Genomic DNA, 15716 nt, shown 5'->3' with positions numbered 1-15716 from the left:
ACAAAGCTAACGCCGATGTGTAACATCCGTGGGCGTTGGGGCGCACCTACACGCCCACGGGTGTAGAACCGTCTTCAACTATCCTCAGGCTCAGCGCGACTCGTCGCGCAGGGTCGCATCCACGCGCTGAATCAGCGCCGCGCGATCGAGATTCGCCTTTTGGAACAGTGAGATAATCTTGCCCAGCAACCGGTCGCGCTCGGCAGCCTGGAGATCCTTGGCGGTCATGACCACCACGGGGATATCCGCCAGCGCCGGATCGCGCTTGATCTGCTCCAGAAGATCCTCACCGGACATGTCCGGCAGCATCAAGTCGAGCACGATCAGATCGGGCAGCTTCTCGCGGATCATGCGCCAGCCGCTCTGACCGTCATGCGCTTCGTGCACGCGGTAGCGTCCGGTTGCTTCGAGCAGGCGGCGCACCAGGCGCGCATCGCGCGGATCGTCGTCCACGACCACGATGTCTCGCTGTTCGGTGTCGCCCGCTGCGTTCTGGGGCAGCACTTCCGGCGAGGGCTTGGGGGCTGCTGCCATCTGGCCCTGCGTCGCCGCGCTGAGCGGATCCGTCTCGCCTTCCATTTCGCCGCCAAGCGTATACACGACGTGCTGCACCAGTTCGCGCGTGTTGAACGCGCCCTTCTGCCACAGCGATTCGGCGCGCCCTTCCAGCCGGTTACGGTCGGCGGGGGTCAGCGTCTTGGCCGACACCACCACCACCGGGATGTGTGATGTCTCTTTGTCCGCCTTGAACGCTTCCAGCAGGGTAAAACCGTCCAGATCGGGCATGGTCAGGTCGAGCACGATCAGGTCCGGTTTGCGCTGGCGGACGAGATCGAAGCCGTCACGCGGGCTGTTGACCTCGAATACGCGGTAATTCTTCTGGGCCTGAAGCAAACGGCGGATCAGGCGGCTGTCCTGCGCGTTGTCGTCGATGACGACGATGGTGGTGACCTGTTCGTCCAGGCGTTCCAGCGCCGCACCGAGGCCGTCTTCAAGCTGAATGTGCGACGGCTCGCCGCCGACCGCGCCGAACTCCAGGTCCAGCACGTACTGGTCTTCGAGAATGTGCTTTTCCGCCGGGAAGGTATGGCCGGAGCAGTTCACCACGACCACGTCATCCGGCTTGATCGTGCCGTCAGCGACCAGCGCCTCCAGCCCTGCGAACGCCACCGACGCGGCAGGTTCCATGCTGTAGCCCTCGACGCGCGCCAGACGGCGCATCGCGCGGAAGGCCGCGCCATCGTCCACCGCGATCATGGTGCCGCCGGTGTCGGAGCACACCCCGAACAGGCGCGTATACGCCTTGCCGGGATCGCCCGTCGCCAGCACGCTGATGCGCGTATGCGGCACGACCGGCTCAGCCTTCGGCTGGTGCGCGGCCCACGCCGCCGCCATGGGCGAGCAGCCTTCGGACTGGATCAGCGCCAGCTTGGGCACGCGGTCGATGAGGCCCATACGGACCAATTCGTGGAAGCCCTTCCACACGCCCAGCGGGCCGATGCCGCCGCTCACCGCCTGGATGTACCAGTCCGGCGCGCGCCAGCGGCCATCTTCGACCGGAAGCTGCTGGGCAAGCTGCTCCGCGATCTCGAATGCGACGGTCTTGAACGCCTCACGACCCAGCACCGAATCCGCACCGGGATCGTAGTAGAGCGAGCGCCGCGCGGCGAAGTCCATCGCAATCTTCTTCGCCTGATCGTACGTGCCGGTGACCTTGACCACCTCGGCCCCGTACAGGGCGAGTTCGCGCAGTTTCTCGTTGGGAACCGTGCTCGTCAGGAAAATCCAGAGGCGAATGCCCGCCCGCGCGCAGAAGGCTGCGTACGCCGCCGCCTTGTTGCCCGTCGAGGCCAGCACGCACTCGCGCACCCCGGCCTGATTCAGCGCCGAGATCGTCAGCGCGCCCTGGCGGTCTTTGAAACTGCCCGTGGGTGACTGACGCTCGTCTTTGATGAAAATCGCACCGTGGTCCAGCTCGCGCCCCAGGTTTTTAGCGCGCAGCAGCGGCGACCAGCCCTCGCCCATCGTGACGACAGCATCCGGTTCGACCAGCGGCAGCAGCTCGTCGTAGCGCCACATCGAGGCGGGGCGGTTCCCCATCCCGGCGCGCCATTGTGCCGCCGCACGTTCGTAATCATACTCCGCGTCCAACCATCGTGACCCGCAAATTTCGCAGGTTTCAGGCATCGGCTCGGACGACATTCTATGTCCGCAGTCCGTGCAAACGACGGCGTTAAGCAGCGAGGACATACTATTCCGGTCCTTTATCAGCCGGGCCGTACATCAGTTGCACGACCACGCTTATCTTTTATCGTACCTGCATTCCCACCGGCTCTTCAAGAGCCGGGCAAAGTTGGGACCGGTCTGCCGGGCAGTGTGCGCCTGCCAACCGGCCCCACTCGTTTCCAATGCGCGTATCTGCGGCGCTAGCTCTGAACTTCGGGCACTACCGCGACCGGCACGGTGAAGCTGAAGCGCGATCCAACACCCACTTCGCTTTCGGCCCAGATATCGCCGCCGTGCATCTGCACGAGCTGCCGGGTGATCGCCAGACCGAGGCCCGTACCACCGACGCGGCGGGTTGCAGACTGGTCCACCTGGCGGAAGCGCTCGAAGACCAGCGGCAGGTGTTCTTCGCTGATGCCGATACCGGTGTCGATAACCGACACCTTGAGCATCGACGGATCGTCCTCGAACGGTCCAGCGCTGATCGTGACGCTGCCCTGCTCGGTGAACTTGATTGCGTTGGTCACCAGATTGCTGATGACCTGACGCAAACGCAGCGGGTCAGCCGAGACGCCGGGCAGGTTGTCCGCAAAATCGGCCACCAGATCGACCGGCTTGCCCGCCACCAACACGCGGGAGGTCGAGAAGACTTCTTCGGTGACGCTCATCAGGCTGACCGGCTCGACGCGGATATCCATCTGACCGGCTTCGATCTTCGCCAGGTCGAGCACGTCGTTGATCAGGTTCAGCAGGTGGCGACCACTACCGTGGATGGTTTCAACGTCTTCCTGCATATCTTCAGTCAGGTCGCCGTCGATCCCGTCGAGCAGCACTTCCGCGTAACCGATGATCGAGTTAAGCGGGGTACGCAGCTCATGGCTCATGTTGGCCAGGAATTCACTCTTGAGGCGGTCAACGTCACGGAGCTGCTCTGCCACCTCAACCTGTTCGAGGTAGAGGTACGCGTTTTGCAGCGCGATAGCAACCTGCGCCGTAACGCTCTGGATGAGCCGTGTTTCCTCATCGGTGAACGTACGCGAGACGCGCGTTTCGCTGAGGCCGAACACACCGATGACCTGATCTGCAACCTGGATTGGCACGATCATCCACGACTTGACGCCCATCTCCTGCAACTGCGCCGTCGTGGCGTCCTGCTCGAAGTACGTGTTGCCCGTGCGGATAACGCCGTCGATTTCAGGGCTGGTAGCAAGCGCTACGGTCGTATCGCGCAGCTGATCGCTGAGGGACCCGTACACCCCCAACATCCGGATCTGATCCTGGTCCGGTTCATAGTGCCACAGGCTGATTTCGGGCATATCGATCAGTTCGGCCAGACCGTCCACCGCAGCCTGCGCGATGTCCGCCGGTTCCAGCGATTCGGCGAGACGGCGGCCCAGTTCGTACAGACTGGCACGGCGGTCAGCCTCAAGTTCGGTTTCAGCGAACAGACGGGCGTTGGACAGCGCCACCGAAAGCTGGCTGGCGACGATACCCAGGGTTTGAACTTCGCTTTCGTCGAAGTAGTCGGACTTGTTCTGCTGGATGTCCAACACACCGATGAGTTCCTTGCCCAGGAAGAGCGGCACGGCCACCTCGGAACGTGTGAACGGGAGCAGCGGGTTGGGCAGGTGGTCCGGGTTCGCGCGTACGTCGTTCACAACGACGGCTTCCAGCGAGCGGGCGGCGCGGGCCACGAGGCTTCGAGGAGCGGCGACCGGGATTTGGTGGCGAGCACGCTTCAACTGCGCACCGGCTGCGCCCAGACCTTCACGTACGACCAGGGTATTTCTGGACTGGTCATACATATAGATGTGAACATGGTAGTATTCGAACGCGGACGCGAGCCGGTTCACCGTTTCGGACAGCAGAGCGTCCGGGTGCAGCAGCAGGGCAAGCTGCTGGCCCAGCTCGAACGCGGCGGCCTGACGGCGAGAAGTACGTTCGCGCTCGGTAACGTCTCGGGAAACACCAAGCACACCGATGATTGCGCCCGTGTTGTCGCGCAGGGGCAGCTTCGTCGTGTCAAAGATGTGGGTCGAGCCATCCGCGACACCCACCACGTCGTGCGGGTTGTGGATCGTCTCGCCGCCCTCGACCACTTCGATGTCATCGGTACGGAAACCACGGATGTTCTGCTCAGGATCGCCTTCAATTAGCTCGACGGGCGTGCCGAGGTCGTAGTCCGTCTTGCCGATCATTTCTTCAGGCGACCGGTTGCCATAGAACCGCGCGAAGGCTTCGTTCACGAGCACATAGCGGTAGCTCCGGTCCTTCGCAAAAATCCAGTCAGGCGTCGTGTTGATAACGGTACGCAGCAGGTTTTCACGCTCGATACGTTCGATCAGTGCGTTCTGTGTTTCGTCGAACGCGCGGAACTGCTCGAGCGCCTGCGCCACGCGGTCGGCAACCCCCTGGACCAGCTCCATGTCGTCGTCCGACCATTCGCGCGGGCCATTTTCCGCGATCATGATCTTACCGACCGACTCGCCTCGCACCACGATCGGCTCGGCCAGCGCGCGCTCGCTCACAGCCGCCGGGACAGGCTCGTCCGCGACACCCTGAAGGTTGTAGTACACCTGAGTTCCGCCCTGCTCCGCGACGCGGCCCAGGTACGATTCCCAGTTTTCACGCGTCAGTCGACGGTTAACGGCGTCTGCGCGTTCAACCGCTTCCTGAGCGACTTCATAGGCGCGCGCACTTCGGAGCGCCGCGGCCAGTTGGCTTGCCATCGATTCGAACACAGGCAGGTTTTCGGGGTTGAACGTTCCGGCGTGGGTGGCCTGCATGTCGAGCACGCCCAGCACCTGACTACCGATGACGAGCGGCACGGCGACTTCCGACCGCGTTTCGGGCAGCAAGGGGTTGGGCAGGTGGATGTCACTGGTCGCCGTGTCGGTCACCAGCACAGGCTTCTGGCTGCGCACGGCGCGCGCCACGATAGACCGGGCGTTCAAGTCGAGGCGGTGGCGGCGAGACATAAGCTGCTGACCCACCTCACCCGTACCGGAGCGCAAGACCGCGAAGCGCTGGGCATCGTCTACGACGTACACCTGCGTATAGTACAGGTCGAACTGCTCGCGGATGTAGTCCGTGGTGCTGCGCAGAAGGTCTTCCTCACGTAGTGTTTGCGTCGCAAACTGACCGACCTGCAGCGTACGGAAAAGGTCCTGCGTACGCTCGGCCACCTGACTTTCCAGCGAACCGACGATGCCTTCAAGCTGTTCAGCCATGAAGTTGAAGGTGGTTCCCAGTCTTGCGAACTCAGTACGGCCTGCGATCTGAGCGCGGTGAGACAGGTCACCGGCCTGGATGCCCTGCACGACGGAGAGCAGGTGGGCGACCGGGCGCGTCACGCTGGTGATGACCAAGTATGAGAGCGGCACACCCAACAACAGCGACATCGCAGCGATGGCGATCCACAAGGTCTGTGTCACGCGCTGCGTGTCGAGCGTGTCATCAACGGTTTGTTTCACGTCCGTGTCGATGAGCGTCTGAAGGGAGTTCAAACGGTCGTCAAACTGGCGCTGCACCGAAGCCAGGTCCGTGTGGCGCGAAATCTGCGCGCGGGCCCACTGGCTTTGGCTGACCTGTCCCGTCAGGGTATCCACGATTTGGCTCATGTTTGCGCCCAACGTGGACAGGTCACTTACGAGCCGGTTACTTTCAGAACGATTCTGATCCTGGTCGACCAGGGGCGCCGTCTGGATATCAGCGAGCAGTGTTTCAAACTGGCTCATCTCCTGAGATAGACGCAGGTCGATTAGACTGGTTTGGCGTGTCAACAGCATGTTGTCGATCGTCGCCACGACGGTCAGCCAGCTCACCTGAAGTTCGTTCACCGCTTGCAGGTGATCAAGGCCGCTTTGTGACGCATTGACCGTGGTGGACACCGACCGGGTATAAACCAGACCCGTACCACCGCCAACCAGCACAAGGATAATCAAGAAGATGAAGCCCAGCGTGATACGCTGCCGAACAGATAATTGCAATCCCATCGCCGCCCTCCAACAGACCGCGAACGAGCAGACTTGGCTATTGTGTGATGATTGAGAGATCCACCGGGATTGAAGCAGGAACTTCCTTGCCGTCCAGGTAGTCCACCGCCGACTCGATGCCGATACGGCCCATTTCGGCAGGCTGCTGCGCGACGGTCGCGGCCATATCGCCAGCCTCTACGGCGTCAATCGCGTCATCAACGGCGTCAAACCCGACGAACACGATATCCGACGCGCGCCCGGCTTCTTGCGCCGCTTCCAGCGCGCCGAGGATCATCTCATCGTTGTGCGCGAAGACCGCATCAATTTCAGGGTTATCCGCAAGAATCTGCGCGAAGACCGACTTACCTTCTTCACGATTGAAGCCCGCCGGTTCCTGCGCGATGATCGTGATGTCAGGATAGGTCGCCATGGCTTCGTTGAAGCCCTTACCGCGATCCTGCGCCGCAGACGTGGTCAGGATGCCTTGCAGCTCCACGACGTTGCCGCTCTTGCCGATCGCTTCGGCCAGGAACTCACCCGCCATCTTGCCGCCTGCCACGTTGTCGGAGGCGATGTGCGACGCAACCTCGCCGCCCGAAGCGGTGCGGTCGATGGTAAACACGGGAATGCCCGCCTCGTTGGCGGCTTCAATCGAGCTGACGATTGCGTCCGCTTCGACGGGGTTGATCAGCAGCAGGTCTACACCCTGGTCAATCCAGCCCTGGATCGTTTCAGCCTGCGTATCCGCGCTGTTTTCGGCGTTGGCCGCGAGCAGCGTCACGTCCTGAAGGTCGGCAGCAGTCTGAGCGCTGTCGCGCAGGATGGTGAAGAAGGTGTTGTACTCGGCCAGAGAGAGGCCGATCGTGTATCCAGACTTCTCGGCGGTCGGTTCGGCTGACGTTTTATCTTTGTCGTCATCACCGCCACATGCGGACAGTGCCAGCGCGGCGATAAGAGCCAGCGCCAGGACTACCGACAGAGGACGAAAGTTCTTGTGTGATGGCATGTTGGAACGCTCCATTCTAAATCACGAACGCTTTTTTGATTTCGTGTGTACGAGATCGATTTTTAATTGTTCATCGCACCTGCATCCGGCTCAGGAGCCAGTTGCAGTTCGATAGCAGTGTGGGGCACGCGAAGGGCTTTACCCAGTTCGCGGGCAGCGATTTCGAGCACTTCGTCCATGTTCAGCGCACCCTGGATCTGGTCGCTGATGGCGGCCAGCGCGTGCTCGTGACGTCCTGCGCGCTCGACCTCGGTGAACAGACGGGCGTTGCTCAGCGCGATCGAAATCTGCTGCGCGAGCGTTGACAGCAAGGGCGGCGTCGCAACGGGGTCGAAGTTACCGGCGCGATCGCTCTGGATGTCCAGCACGCCCAGCAGCTCGTCGCGCGCAACCAGCGCGACCGCGGCCTCAGCACGCGTTTCGGGCAGCAGCGGGTTCGGCAGGAAGTCCGGCGTAGAACGCACGTCGTTCTGAAGCATGATTTGCCGGGTACGGGCTGCGCGGGCCACGATACTCTGAGCAGCCTTGAGCGGGATACGGTGGCCGCGTCGCACCATCTGCTGGCCGACTTCGCCCGCGCCTGCCGCCAGGACGAGGTTTTCGTTGTGGGTGTCGAGCAGATAAACGTGCGCGTGGTACAGTCCGAAGTTCTCTTTCACAAGGTCGGACACCGACTGCAGAAGGTCGGACACATTCAGCAGGGTCGCAATCTGCACCGACACGTCGTTCACCGTGCTCAGCGCGCGGGTACGCTCTTCCAGGCGGACTTCCAGCAGTTCGCTGGCGTCTTGAACTTCCTGGCGGTAGCGCTTCAGGTCATCGGCCATCTGGTTGAAGCGTGTGCCCAGTTCGCGGAGTTCCAGGCTGCCTTCGGGCGTCACGCGGTAGTCGAAGTCACCACGACCGAACATACGCGCGCCGACTTCAAGACGGCGAACGGGGACGGTAATTGCTGCCTGCACGAAGAACAGGGACGCAATACTGATGAGGACCAGGGTGGCCAAACCGATGCCCGCCGAAACCAGAACGGTGCCGATAAGCTCATCATCTACCGGCGCCGCCGAAGACCCGATGACAACGTCAAATGCGCCGGGCAGGCGCTCAATGGGGCTTTCGAACTGTACTGTCGTAAGGTAAGCGGTGTTGAAGCCGGGAACATCTCCTCGCACCGTTTCATCCAGCGGAAGGTCGGCCAGCTCGTCCACCGTTTGCCCGATGTACTGCGTATCGGAATGCGCAAGCACCAGACCGCGCGGCGACACGACGGCGACGAATTCCATGTCGTCGTTTTGGCGCACGAACGTCTGGAGACGGGCGAGCATGTCGGGGATTTCAGCAAAGCTGGGCGTGTCGCGGTCCGCAAGTTGGACCGTCAGGTAAACACTACCGGTCAGGGATTGGCCACGGGTGCGCTGGGCGTCGATCAGGGCGGACCGCACCTGAACGATGTTAGCCACGGTAATGCTGGCCGTTACAAAAAACAGAGCGAGGAAGATGATGATAAGAAGTTGGGCACGGATACTCAGCTTGTGTAACATGGTCAGTCTTTCATCTCCACGTGGCCGGTCGAGCCAATCACGCAAGCGCGGGCATGTACCGCAGCAGGTGCCATAAGCCTTAATGACTTACAACACCTCAAGCGCGCTGCCGCCTATTATTTTTCGGTCGCCATTGAGGCGGTTAAGCCAGAGAGCGGGGGACAGATTGGGAGTGGTTTTCCCTGAGGTCCCCCCTCATCCCTCGTGATGTGCAACAATGGGCGCGTCCTTACAACACATCATCACTATTGCACACCGTAAAATTAAAGTCAAGCAAGAATTGAGGTTAACTGAAGATCTTCACAAATTTTTGGGATCATTTTGTCCGGCGTCAAAGCCCCTCAATGTGGTCCTTTTAAACAAATAACGTTTACCTTATCAGGAGGATTGATATAATTGAGTTCAGCTTCGCAGTCCATCATTCCCTGAGTAGACAGCATGCCGGATACTTCTTCCCAACAGGCGCACCACGCCGACGATGTATTTAAGCGGATTTCGAACCAGAACATTCGCTCCATTGATCTCCAATTCACCGACGTCGCGGGCATGGTCAAAACCGTGACGATTGACGCCGATCACCTGGCCGACGCGTTGGCGGACGGGGTGTGGTTTGACGGATCGGCGGTCGAAGGGTTCGCGCGAATCGCAGAGTCGGACATGTACCTGATGCCGGATCTGTCCACCTTCGCGGTGATCCCGTGGGAAGGGCAGCACCCGGAGATCGGGCGGACGGCGCGCGTGTTGTGCGACGTCTATACCCCCAACGGCCAGCCGTTTGCGGGCGATCCGCGCGGGGCGCTGCGCCGCGCCATGGAACAAGCCGCCGAAATGGGGCTTAACTATGTGGTCGCGCCGGAGCTGGAGTTTTACCTCTTCTCCGCCCCGCCCGAGCAGGGTCCGCTGGAGCAGGACGATCACGCCAGCTACTTCGACGCATCCGACGGCGTGGCGCGTGTGATTCGCAAGCGCATCACCGACGCCCTGCGTGAAATGGGCATCGTGGTCGAATCGAGCCACCACGAAGTCGGCAGCGGCCAGCACGAGCTGGACTTCGCGCCGATGGATGCGCTGCGCATGGCGGACGCGATCCTCACCGCGCGCATGGCGGTGCGGGCCATCGCCCGGCAGGAAGGGCGTTTTGCCACGTTTATGCCCAAACCGCTTTCGGACGCGCCGGGCAGCGGCATGCACGTTCACCAGTGGATGCGCAGCCTGGACGGGGACGAAAACCGGTTCTCCGATCCGCACGAAGAATACGGGTTGTCGAACGAAGGACAGGCATTTCTCGCCGGGCAGCTTACGCACGCCCGCGAAATCTGCGCGGTGCTGACGCCGCTGGTCAACAGCTACCGCCGCCTGATGTCGGGCCTGGAAGCGCCCATTTACGTCACCTGGGCGCAGCTCAACCGGGGCGCGCTGCTGCGCGTGCCGCGCCTGTCCGACAGCAACCGGCTGGGGACGCGCATCGAAAGCCGCTGCCCCGACCCAAGCTGCAACCCCTATCTGGCGTTCACCGTGCTGCTGCACGCGGGCCTGCGCGGCATCCGCGATACGCTGGCACTGCCGCCCGCCGCAGAAGAAGAACTCTACGAAGTCTCGAACCGCCGCCGTCACCTGACCACCCTGCCGACCTCGCTGCAAGAAGCGCTCGACGAGTTCGAAAGCAGCGACGTGGCGCGGGAGGCGTTGGGCCTGCACCTGTTCGAGCGTTTCCTGGAAGCCAAGCGCCTCGAATGGCGGGACTATCTGCTGGTCGTCAGTCCGTGGGAACTTGAGCGCTACCTGACTATTTATTGATCATTGATAGAGGATGTTTAGAACCAACGCCCGACCGTCCGGGCCACCACAGTGCGCATACGGCTCTCTCCGGTCTCACCGGACAAGTGGGGATCAGAGATGAAAGTTTCTAAACACACTCGTCACTTCATGCCGGGCATTGAACCACGCACCCATTCACCTGCTGCGGTGGTTCGCCTGCACGGTGGCGCAGGGCCGTGCAGCAGCAACAACGACGCTCGATCCACGCAAGCCATAGATGAGGTTATCGGTGCCAGGGCACTCTAGCATTACCGTCACCGATCTACTGCGTCTGGCCCTGCCGGTTGGCACGACCATCGTCGCAGGACACCGGGGCATCCACCGGCCTGTCGAATGGGTCAGCGTGCTCAACACACGCCCGCCCGCCTTCCCCGATCTCGTCGGCGGCGAGATCGCGCTGCTCTCCCTGGACGCCATGCACCTGCTCAGCGACAAGCTGACACTGCCCACGCTGGTGCGCGACCTGTCCGAAATGGACGTGTCCGCCATCGGCGTCGTGGGCGAGATCGGCGCGCAGGCGCATGCGATGGCCGAAGAAGCCGGAATTCCCCTGCTCCACCTGCCCGAAACGACGCTGCTGCGCAACGTCGAGCGCCAGATCGCCCAAACACTGATGGGCAGCCCGGCCTCGCCGGAAGAACGCGGGCAGGAAGTCCGCGAACAGCTCTTGCAGCTTTCGACCGAAAATCGCGGGCTGGCCGCGCTCACGTCGGCGCTGGCGGATGTCGTCGGCAAAACGGTCGTCGTGCAGGACAAACGCCTGCACCCGCTGTCGGTCGCCGGGCCGCTGGCGCATACACCCGCCTGGACCGCCATCGAAGACGCGCTCTACGACGCCAACCCGCTGCCCGCCCTGTTCCGCGATCGTATGGAAGTGGCCCAGGCCAGCCCGGACCCGGTCGCCATTCCGCTGCCCGTCCCCGGACTGCGGCGGCTGGTTGCGCCGATCGTCGCGGGCAAGATGGGGCGCGGCTTCCTGTCGCTGCTGTTCGACGAAAGCCAGAATTACGACGCGCTCGACGTCACGCTGGCCCGGCATGGGGCAGCGGTCTGCGCGCTGGAAATGGCGAAAGAAAAAGCCATCCGCGAAGCGCAGAAGCGCGTGCAGGGCAACGTGCTGGAACAGTTTCTGGGCGGCATCATCAGCGAAAACGAGGCGCTGCTGCGCCTGACCCGCCTGGGCTACCAGCCGGAACAGGAATACACCACGCTGTACATCGGCGGCCTGCGCGAAAACATTCCCTCCGCGCGGCAGATCGAAGCGCTGTGCAACGAACAGGCCAGCGCGCTCGGCTTCGGGGCGCTGGTACAGCCCTACGGCAGTGAAGTGATCGTGTTCGTCGAGGGGGAGGAAAGCGTCGCGCGGGATCTGGCGTTCGCCGTGCAGGGCCGCGTCTCCGAACGCTATCACGCCGATATCGCGGTCGGCATGGGCCAGCCTTCGAGCGAGCTGCGCGCGTGGCGCGAGAGCTTCCAGCAGGCCGTCGCCGCCTATCGCACCGCGCAGCAGTGGCGGCTCACCGCGCCGCTGGCCTTCTGGGAAATGGGCGTCTACCGGCTGCTGTCGCTGCTGGCCGGATCGCCGGAACTGCGCAAGTTCTACTATGAAACGCTCGGTGAGCTGGCCGAAGATACCGCGCACAACCAGGAATTTATCATCACGCTGGAAGCGTTCTTCGAGGAGCACGGCAACCTGACGCGCACGGCCAAACGCCTGCACGTCCACCGCAACACGCTGCTGTACCGCATGGAGCGCATCAAGGAAATCAGCGGGCTGGACCTGGATAACCCCGAGACGCGGCTGGCCGTACACCTCGCGCTGCGCATCCGGCGCATTCTGTAACGCAGCGGGCCGCCGCCGGGAAAGGCGAGACTTTCCCAGGCGGGAAAGCCGCGCACCTCTCGCGCTCTAAATTTTTAGTTCACGAACCATGACAGCGCGCTTCAATCGTCGATGCTCGAATAGATAGCGCAGATCGGCGCGATTGTCATAGCTGAGCTGGACGAAGTAGTAGTTGATGTATTCCAGGGCGGCGAGGAGCATCAGCGCGATACCCAGCGCTAAATCGGCGTGAGAACCTGTTCCCTGCCCGAAGACCCGTATCCCAAACAGGACGAGCAGCACCACCAGCACTACACCAAAACCAATCTTACAGGCACGGAAAAACTGCCACACCGACGGTCGTGAAAGGGTGTCCGCGCCACCCAGCGCGCGTCGTTTGAGAAACCAAAACGCAGCCCCAACGATCAGGATCGCGCAAACCACCCCCAGAGACACCAGACTGAACCAGCCCAGACGGTAATTGAGGCTAATGGAATAGTAGGCTCCGGGGAAAATCAGAAGGGCGTTAGCCAGTTCAAATGTCCAGAGGTACGTCAACCGGTTCTTGAGCCGCCTCTGCATCTGCACTTCTCCATCGCTGGCAGCCTTTTGAGGGTTGACCTATCCCTGCGACTGCAACAGCTCATTCCCCTACGGTTAAATAACTGTCATCGGGCTCTGCCTACAATTCGGGGAAATCTTCCGCCCGACCCGCGCCGACGACGACCGGGGCCGGGCGTGTGTGTTTACCGTGCTGTTACGGCCTGAACGGCATCTGCACCGTGAGCAGCGTGCCTTCATCCTTCTGGCTCTCGATCACCAGATAACCGCCCAGACGCCGCGCGCGCTGATCCATGTTGCGCAGACCGAAGCTCTCCGGACTTTCGAGCGTGTCCGGGTCGAAGCCGATGCCGTTGTCCTTGACGGTCAGCACCAGATAGCTGCCCACCTCGCGCACCTTGACCTGCACCTCGCTGGCGTGCGCGTGCCGCGCCACGTTCGAGAGCGCCTCGCGCACGATCTGCGTCAGCGAATGGCGCTGCTGCTCGTTGAGCGTGCGCAGTGACGACGGCACGTCGAGCATCACGTCCACGCGGGCGAAATCGCGGAAGTGGCGGGTCAGGTTTTCCAGCCGCTGCCGGAAGGTGATCTGTTCTTCGCGCGCTTCACGCAGGTTGCGGATGTAGCCGCGAATGTCCTCGATGATCTGGTTCAGATCGTCGATAATGCTCTGGTATTGGACTTCCTGCTCGTGCGTCATGGGGAACTTGCCGCGCATGATCTCCAGCTTCATGCCGACCGCATACACCGACTGGATCACGCCGTCGTGCAGTTCCATGCCGATGCGATCGCGCTCGTGGCTCAGCGCCACCTGCTGAAGCTCCTCCGAAAGCCGCGCGTTGTCGATCGCCACCGCCGCGTGCTTCGCCAGCAGCACGATCAGGCGCTCGTCATCCTCGCTGAACGGCTCGCCATCCAGCGGATCAGTCAGGTACAGGTTGCCCACGCGCGCGCCCCGGCTGATGATCGGCACGCCGAGAAAGGCGGTCATCATCGGGTGGTGGTCACAAAAACCCGCCGAGCGCGAATCGGTGCGCAGATCATCCAGCCGGATCGGCACGTCCGATTCGAGGATCGCGCCCAGCAGCCCCAACCCGCGCGGCTCGTGTTCGATGCCGCGCACCGCGCCCGGCTCCATGCCCGACGTCGTGAACGACTTGAGCATCCCGTCGTCGCTCGGCACGCCCAGCGCGGCATAGTGCGCGCCGACCAGCTCCCGTGCGATGTCGGTGATCGCCTGCAGCGTCTTGGGCAGGCTGAGTTCGCTCGTGACCGCAGCCGCCGCGCGGCTGAGTGCATCCAACATATCGATCTGCGGCTTCCCCGCGTGTTCAGAGGATGAAGAGTTCATAGCAGCAAGTTGCCCTCTGGCTCGATCTGGATTAGGATTTCCAGGGATTTTTAAAACGAAATATCACACAAACTACCGGCCATATCACCGATCATATGGTTTTTCAGCTACCAACGGGTATAATCGGGCCGCCGTTTTATCGATTGTGGCACAGTGCGTGCCACTGCTAGGATTTGGCTGCAATCACGCCCATGTCGGAAAAACTAGCTACCCCATTGCGTATTCTTATCGTCGATGATCATGCGGTTGTGCGTGCCGGGCTGAAAGCGCTTCTTGAGCAGCAGCCCGACTTTGTCGTGGTCGGCGAAGCCGAAAGTGGCATTGATGCCGTTCGTCAGGCGGCGACCCACCGGCCCGACATCATCGTCATGGACATCCGTATGCCCGGTGGCCTGTCCGGGATAGAAGCCTGCGAACAAATCGTCGATCAGTTTCCTCACATCAAAATCATCATGCTCACTTCCTACGCGGAAGACGAGCTGGTGATGGATGCCGTACGGGCGGGCGCAGTCGGTTATGTGCTCAAGCGCGTCGGCAGTACGGATCTGGTAGACGCGATTCGCACAGTCGGCAAGGGCGATGCGCTCATCGATCCGACGATGACCAAAGCGCTGCTCGAAGAAGTCCGGCAGGCAGCCCAGGTCAAGGAAGCGTCCGCTTTTTCCGAGCTTACGCCTCAGGAAATGCGCATCCTGGCGCTGATGGTCGAAGGTCTGACCAACCGTGAAATTGCCGCCCAGCTCTTTTTGGGCGAAGGCACGGTGCGCAACTACGTCGGCAATATCCTGAGCAAGCTCCAGGTGTCCAACCGGGCCGAGGCCGCCGTTTTTGCCGTCAAGAACCACATCGAGCGGCATCTGCCCGCCGAAGACGACAACTAGCGCGCCCCGCTTTCGTCGGGTTCCGGGCCGTCCTCCTCCATCGGAGGGACGTGGTGCTTGGTCAGCCTGCGCAGTACGGTGAGCACAAACCAGCCGATCGCCGTTGCGCCGGTCGCCAGCACGTAGAGCCTGGCCCCCGCCGTGATTCCGATCATCGCCACGACCCAAATCGAGGCAGCGGTCGTCAGTTCGTGGACGCGGTCCCGGCGCTGTACGATCACGCCTGCGCCCAGGAAGCCGATACCCGAAATGACGCCTGAGGCCAGTCGCGCCGCAGAATCATAGCCATATTGTAAATGTGCCATGCTCACGATCAGCGAGGACCCCAGGCCCACCAGCATATGTGTCCGAATACCGGCCTGACGGTGTCGCCATTCACGATCGAACCCGATGATACCCGCCAGCAGGGTTCCGATTGCTACGGACAACAGGGCTTCTAGCTGCGCTTCTACGCTCATGCCCTCAACTCCCGCGAGTGTCTTACACTATAAACATCGACCGGTTCTGCGCACAGTGCCAAAGGTCATAGGGCTTTT

Annotated in this window: 10 protein-coding genes; 3 read left to right on the top strand and 7 right to left on the bottom strand. The window is 61.9% G+C overall.

Annotated elements, in window-relative coordinates; genetic code table 11:
• Positions 1-90: 90 nt before the first annotated feature.
• The 4 genes from V7116_RS11775 to V7116_RS11760 form a co-directional block, all read right to left on the bottom strand.
• The gene (locus V7116_RS11775) at positions 91-2250 is read right to left on the bottom strand and encodes a pyridoxal-phosphate dependent enzyme (protein WP_324392125.1); all 2160 of its coding nucleotides are present in this window, start codon (positions 2248-2250) and stop codon (positions 91-93) included.
• Between the two features lie 176 nt (positions 2251-2426).
• Positions 2427-6221 carry a GAF domain-containing protein gene (locus tag V7116_RS11770; RefSeq protein ID WP_324392124.1) on the bottom strand — a complete coding sequence of 1265 codons (3795 nt, stop codon included), beginning with the start codon at positions 6219-6221 and terminating at the stop codon, positions 2427-2429.
• A 37-nt stretch (positions 6222-6258) separates the two neighbouring features.
• A complete protein-coding gene (locus tag V7116_RS11765; RefSeq protein WP_324392123.1) occupies positions 6259-7209 on the bottom strand; it encodes a substrate-binding domain-containing protein in 951 nt (316 codons plus the stop codon).
• 62 nt (positions 7210-7271) lie between these two features.
• Positions 7272-8747, bottom strand: coding sequence for a GAF domain-containing protein (locus tag V7116_RS11760; RefSeq protein WP_324392122.1), 1476 nt, complete (start codon positions 8745-8747; stop codon positions 7272-7274).
• A gap of 438 nt (positions 8748-9185) precedes the next feature.
• On the opposite strand from V7116_RS11760, the gene V7116_RS11755 reads away from it, so the two are divergent.
• Both V7116_RS11755 and V7116_RS11750 read left to right on the top strand, forming a co-directional pair.
• The gene (locus V7116_RS11755) at positions 9186-10544 is read left to right on the top strand and encodes a glutamine synthetase family protein (RefSeq protein ID WP_324392121.1); all 1359 of its coding nucleotides are present in this window, start codon (positions 9186-9188) and stop codon (positions 10542-10544) included.
• 250 nt (positions 10545-10794) lie between these two features.
• Complete coding sequence (locus tag V7116_RS11750; protein WP_324392120.1) at positions 10795-12408, top strand: PucR family transcriptional regulator; 1614 nt, start codon at positions 10795-10797, stop codon at positions 12406-12408.
• Positions 12409-12474: 66 nt separating this feature from the next.
• On the opposite strand, the gene V7116_RS11745 is transcribed toward V7116_RS11750, so the two are convergent.
• Together V7116_RS11745 and V7116_RS11740 are read right to left on the bottom strand one after the other, a co-directional pair.
• Positions 12475-12969, bottom strand: a complete 495-nt coding sequence (locus V7116_RS11745; protein WP_324392119.1) for a hypothetical protein — start codon at positions 12967-12969, stop codon at positions 12475-12477.
• 175 nt (positions 12970-13144) lie between these two features.
• On the bottom strand, positions 13145-14254 hold the full coding sequence (locus tag V7116_RS11740; protein ID WP_324392118.1) for a GAF domain-containing sensor histidine kinase: 1110 nt from the start codon (positions 14252-14254) through the stop codon (positions 13145-13147).
• A 260-nt stretch (positions 14255-14514) separates the two neighbouring features.
• Here V7116_RS11740 and V7116_RS11735 point away from each other — a divergent pair, with 260 nt between their 5' ends.
• Positions 14515-15180: a response regulator transcription factor gene (locus V7116_RS11735; protein ID WP_324392117.1), complete on the top strand. Its 666-nt coding sequence runs from the start codon at positions 14515-14517 to the stop codon at positions 15178-15180.
• On the opposite strand, the gene V7116_RS11730 is transcribed toward V7116_RS11735, so the two are convergent.
• The gene (locus V7116_RS11730; RefSeq protein WP_324392116.1) at positions 15177-15638 is read right to left on the bottom strand and encodes an MgtC/SapB family protein; all 462 of its coding nucleotides are present in this window, start codon (positions 15636-15638) and stop codon (positions 15177-15179) included. The genes V7116_RS11735 and V7116_RS11730 overlap by 4 nt on opposite strands.
• Positions 15639-15716: the final 78 nt, after the last annotated feature.

It is taken from the genome of Aggregatilinea sp. (assembly GCF_036822615.1).
In the GTDB taxonomy this organism is placed as follows: Bacteria; Chloroflexota; Anaerolineae; order Aggregatilineales; family Aggregatilineaceae; genus Aggregatilinea.
The sequence above is the reverse complement of the archived record's forward strand: the minus strand, read 5'-3'. Positions and strand labels throughout refer to the sequence as shown.

Coding starts and splice junctions, on each gene's coding strand:
- V7116_RS11775 (WP_324392125.1), bottom strand. CDS start 2,250: ATGTCCTCGCTGCTTAACGCCGTCGTTTGCACGGACTGCGGACATAGA.
- V7116_RS11770 (WP_324392124.1), bottom strand. CDS start 6,221: ATGGGATTGCAATTATCTGTTCGGCAGCGTATCACGCTGGGCTTCATC.
- V7116_RS11765 (WP_324392123.1), bottom strand. CDS start 7,209: ATGCCATCACACAAGAACTTTCGTCCTCTGTCGGTAGTCCTGGCGCTG.
- V7116_RS11760 (WP_324392122.1), bottom strand. CDS start 8,747: ATGTTACACAAGCTGAGTATCCGTGCCCAACTTCTTATCATCATCTTC.
- V7116_RS11755 (WP_324392121.1), top strand. CDS start 9,186: ATGCCGGATACTTCTTCCCAACAGGCGCACCACGCCGACGATGTATTT.
- V7116_RS11745 (WP_324392119.1), bottom strand. CDS start 12,969: ATGCAGAGGCGGCTCAAGAACCGGTTGACGTACCTCTGGACATTTGAA.
- V7116_RS11740 (WP_324392118.1), bottom strand. CDS start 14,254: ATGTTGGATGCACTCAGCCGCGCGGCGGCTGCGGTCACGAGCGAACTC.
- V7116_RS11730 (WP_324392116.1), bottom strand. CDS start 15,638: ATGAGCGTAGAAGCGCAGCTAGAAGCCCTGTTGTCCGTAGCAATCGGA.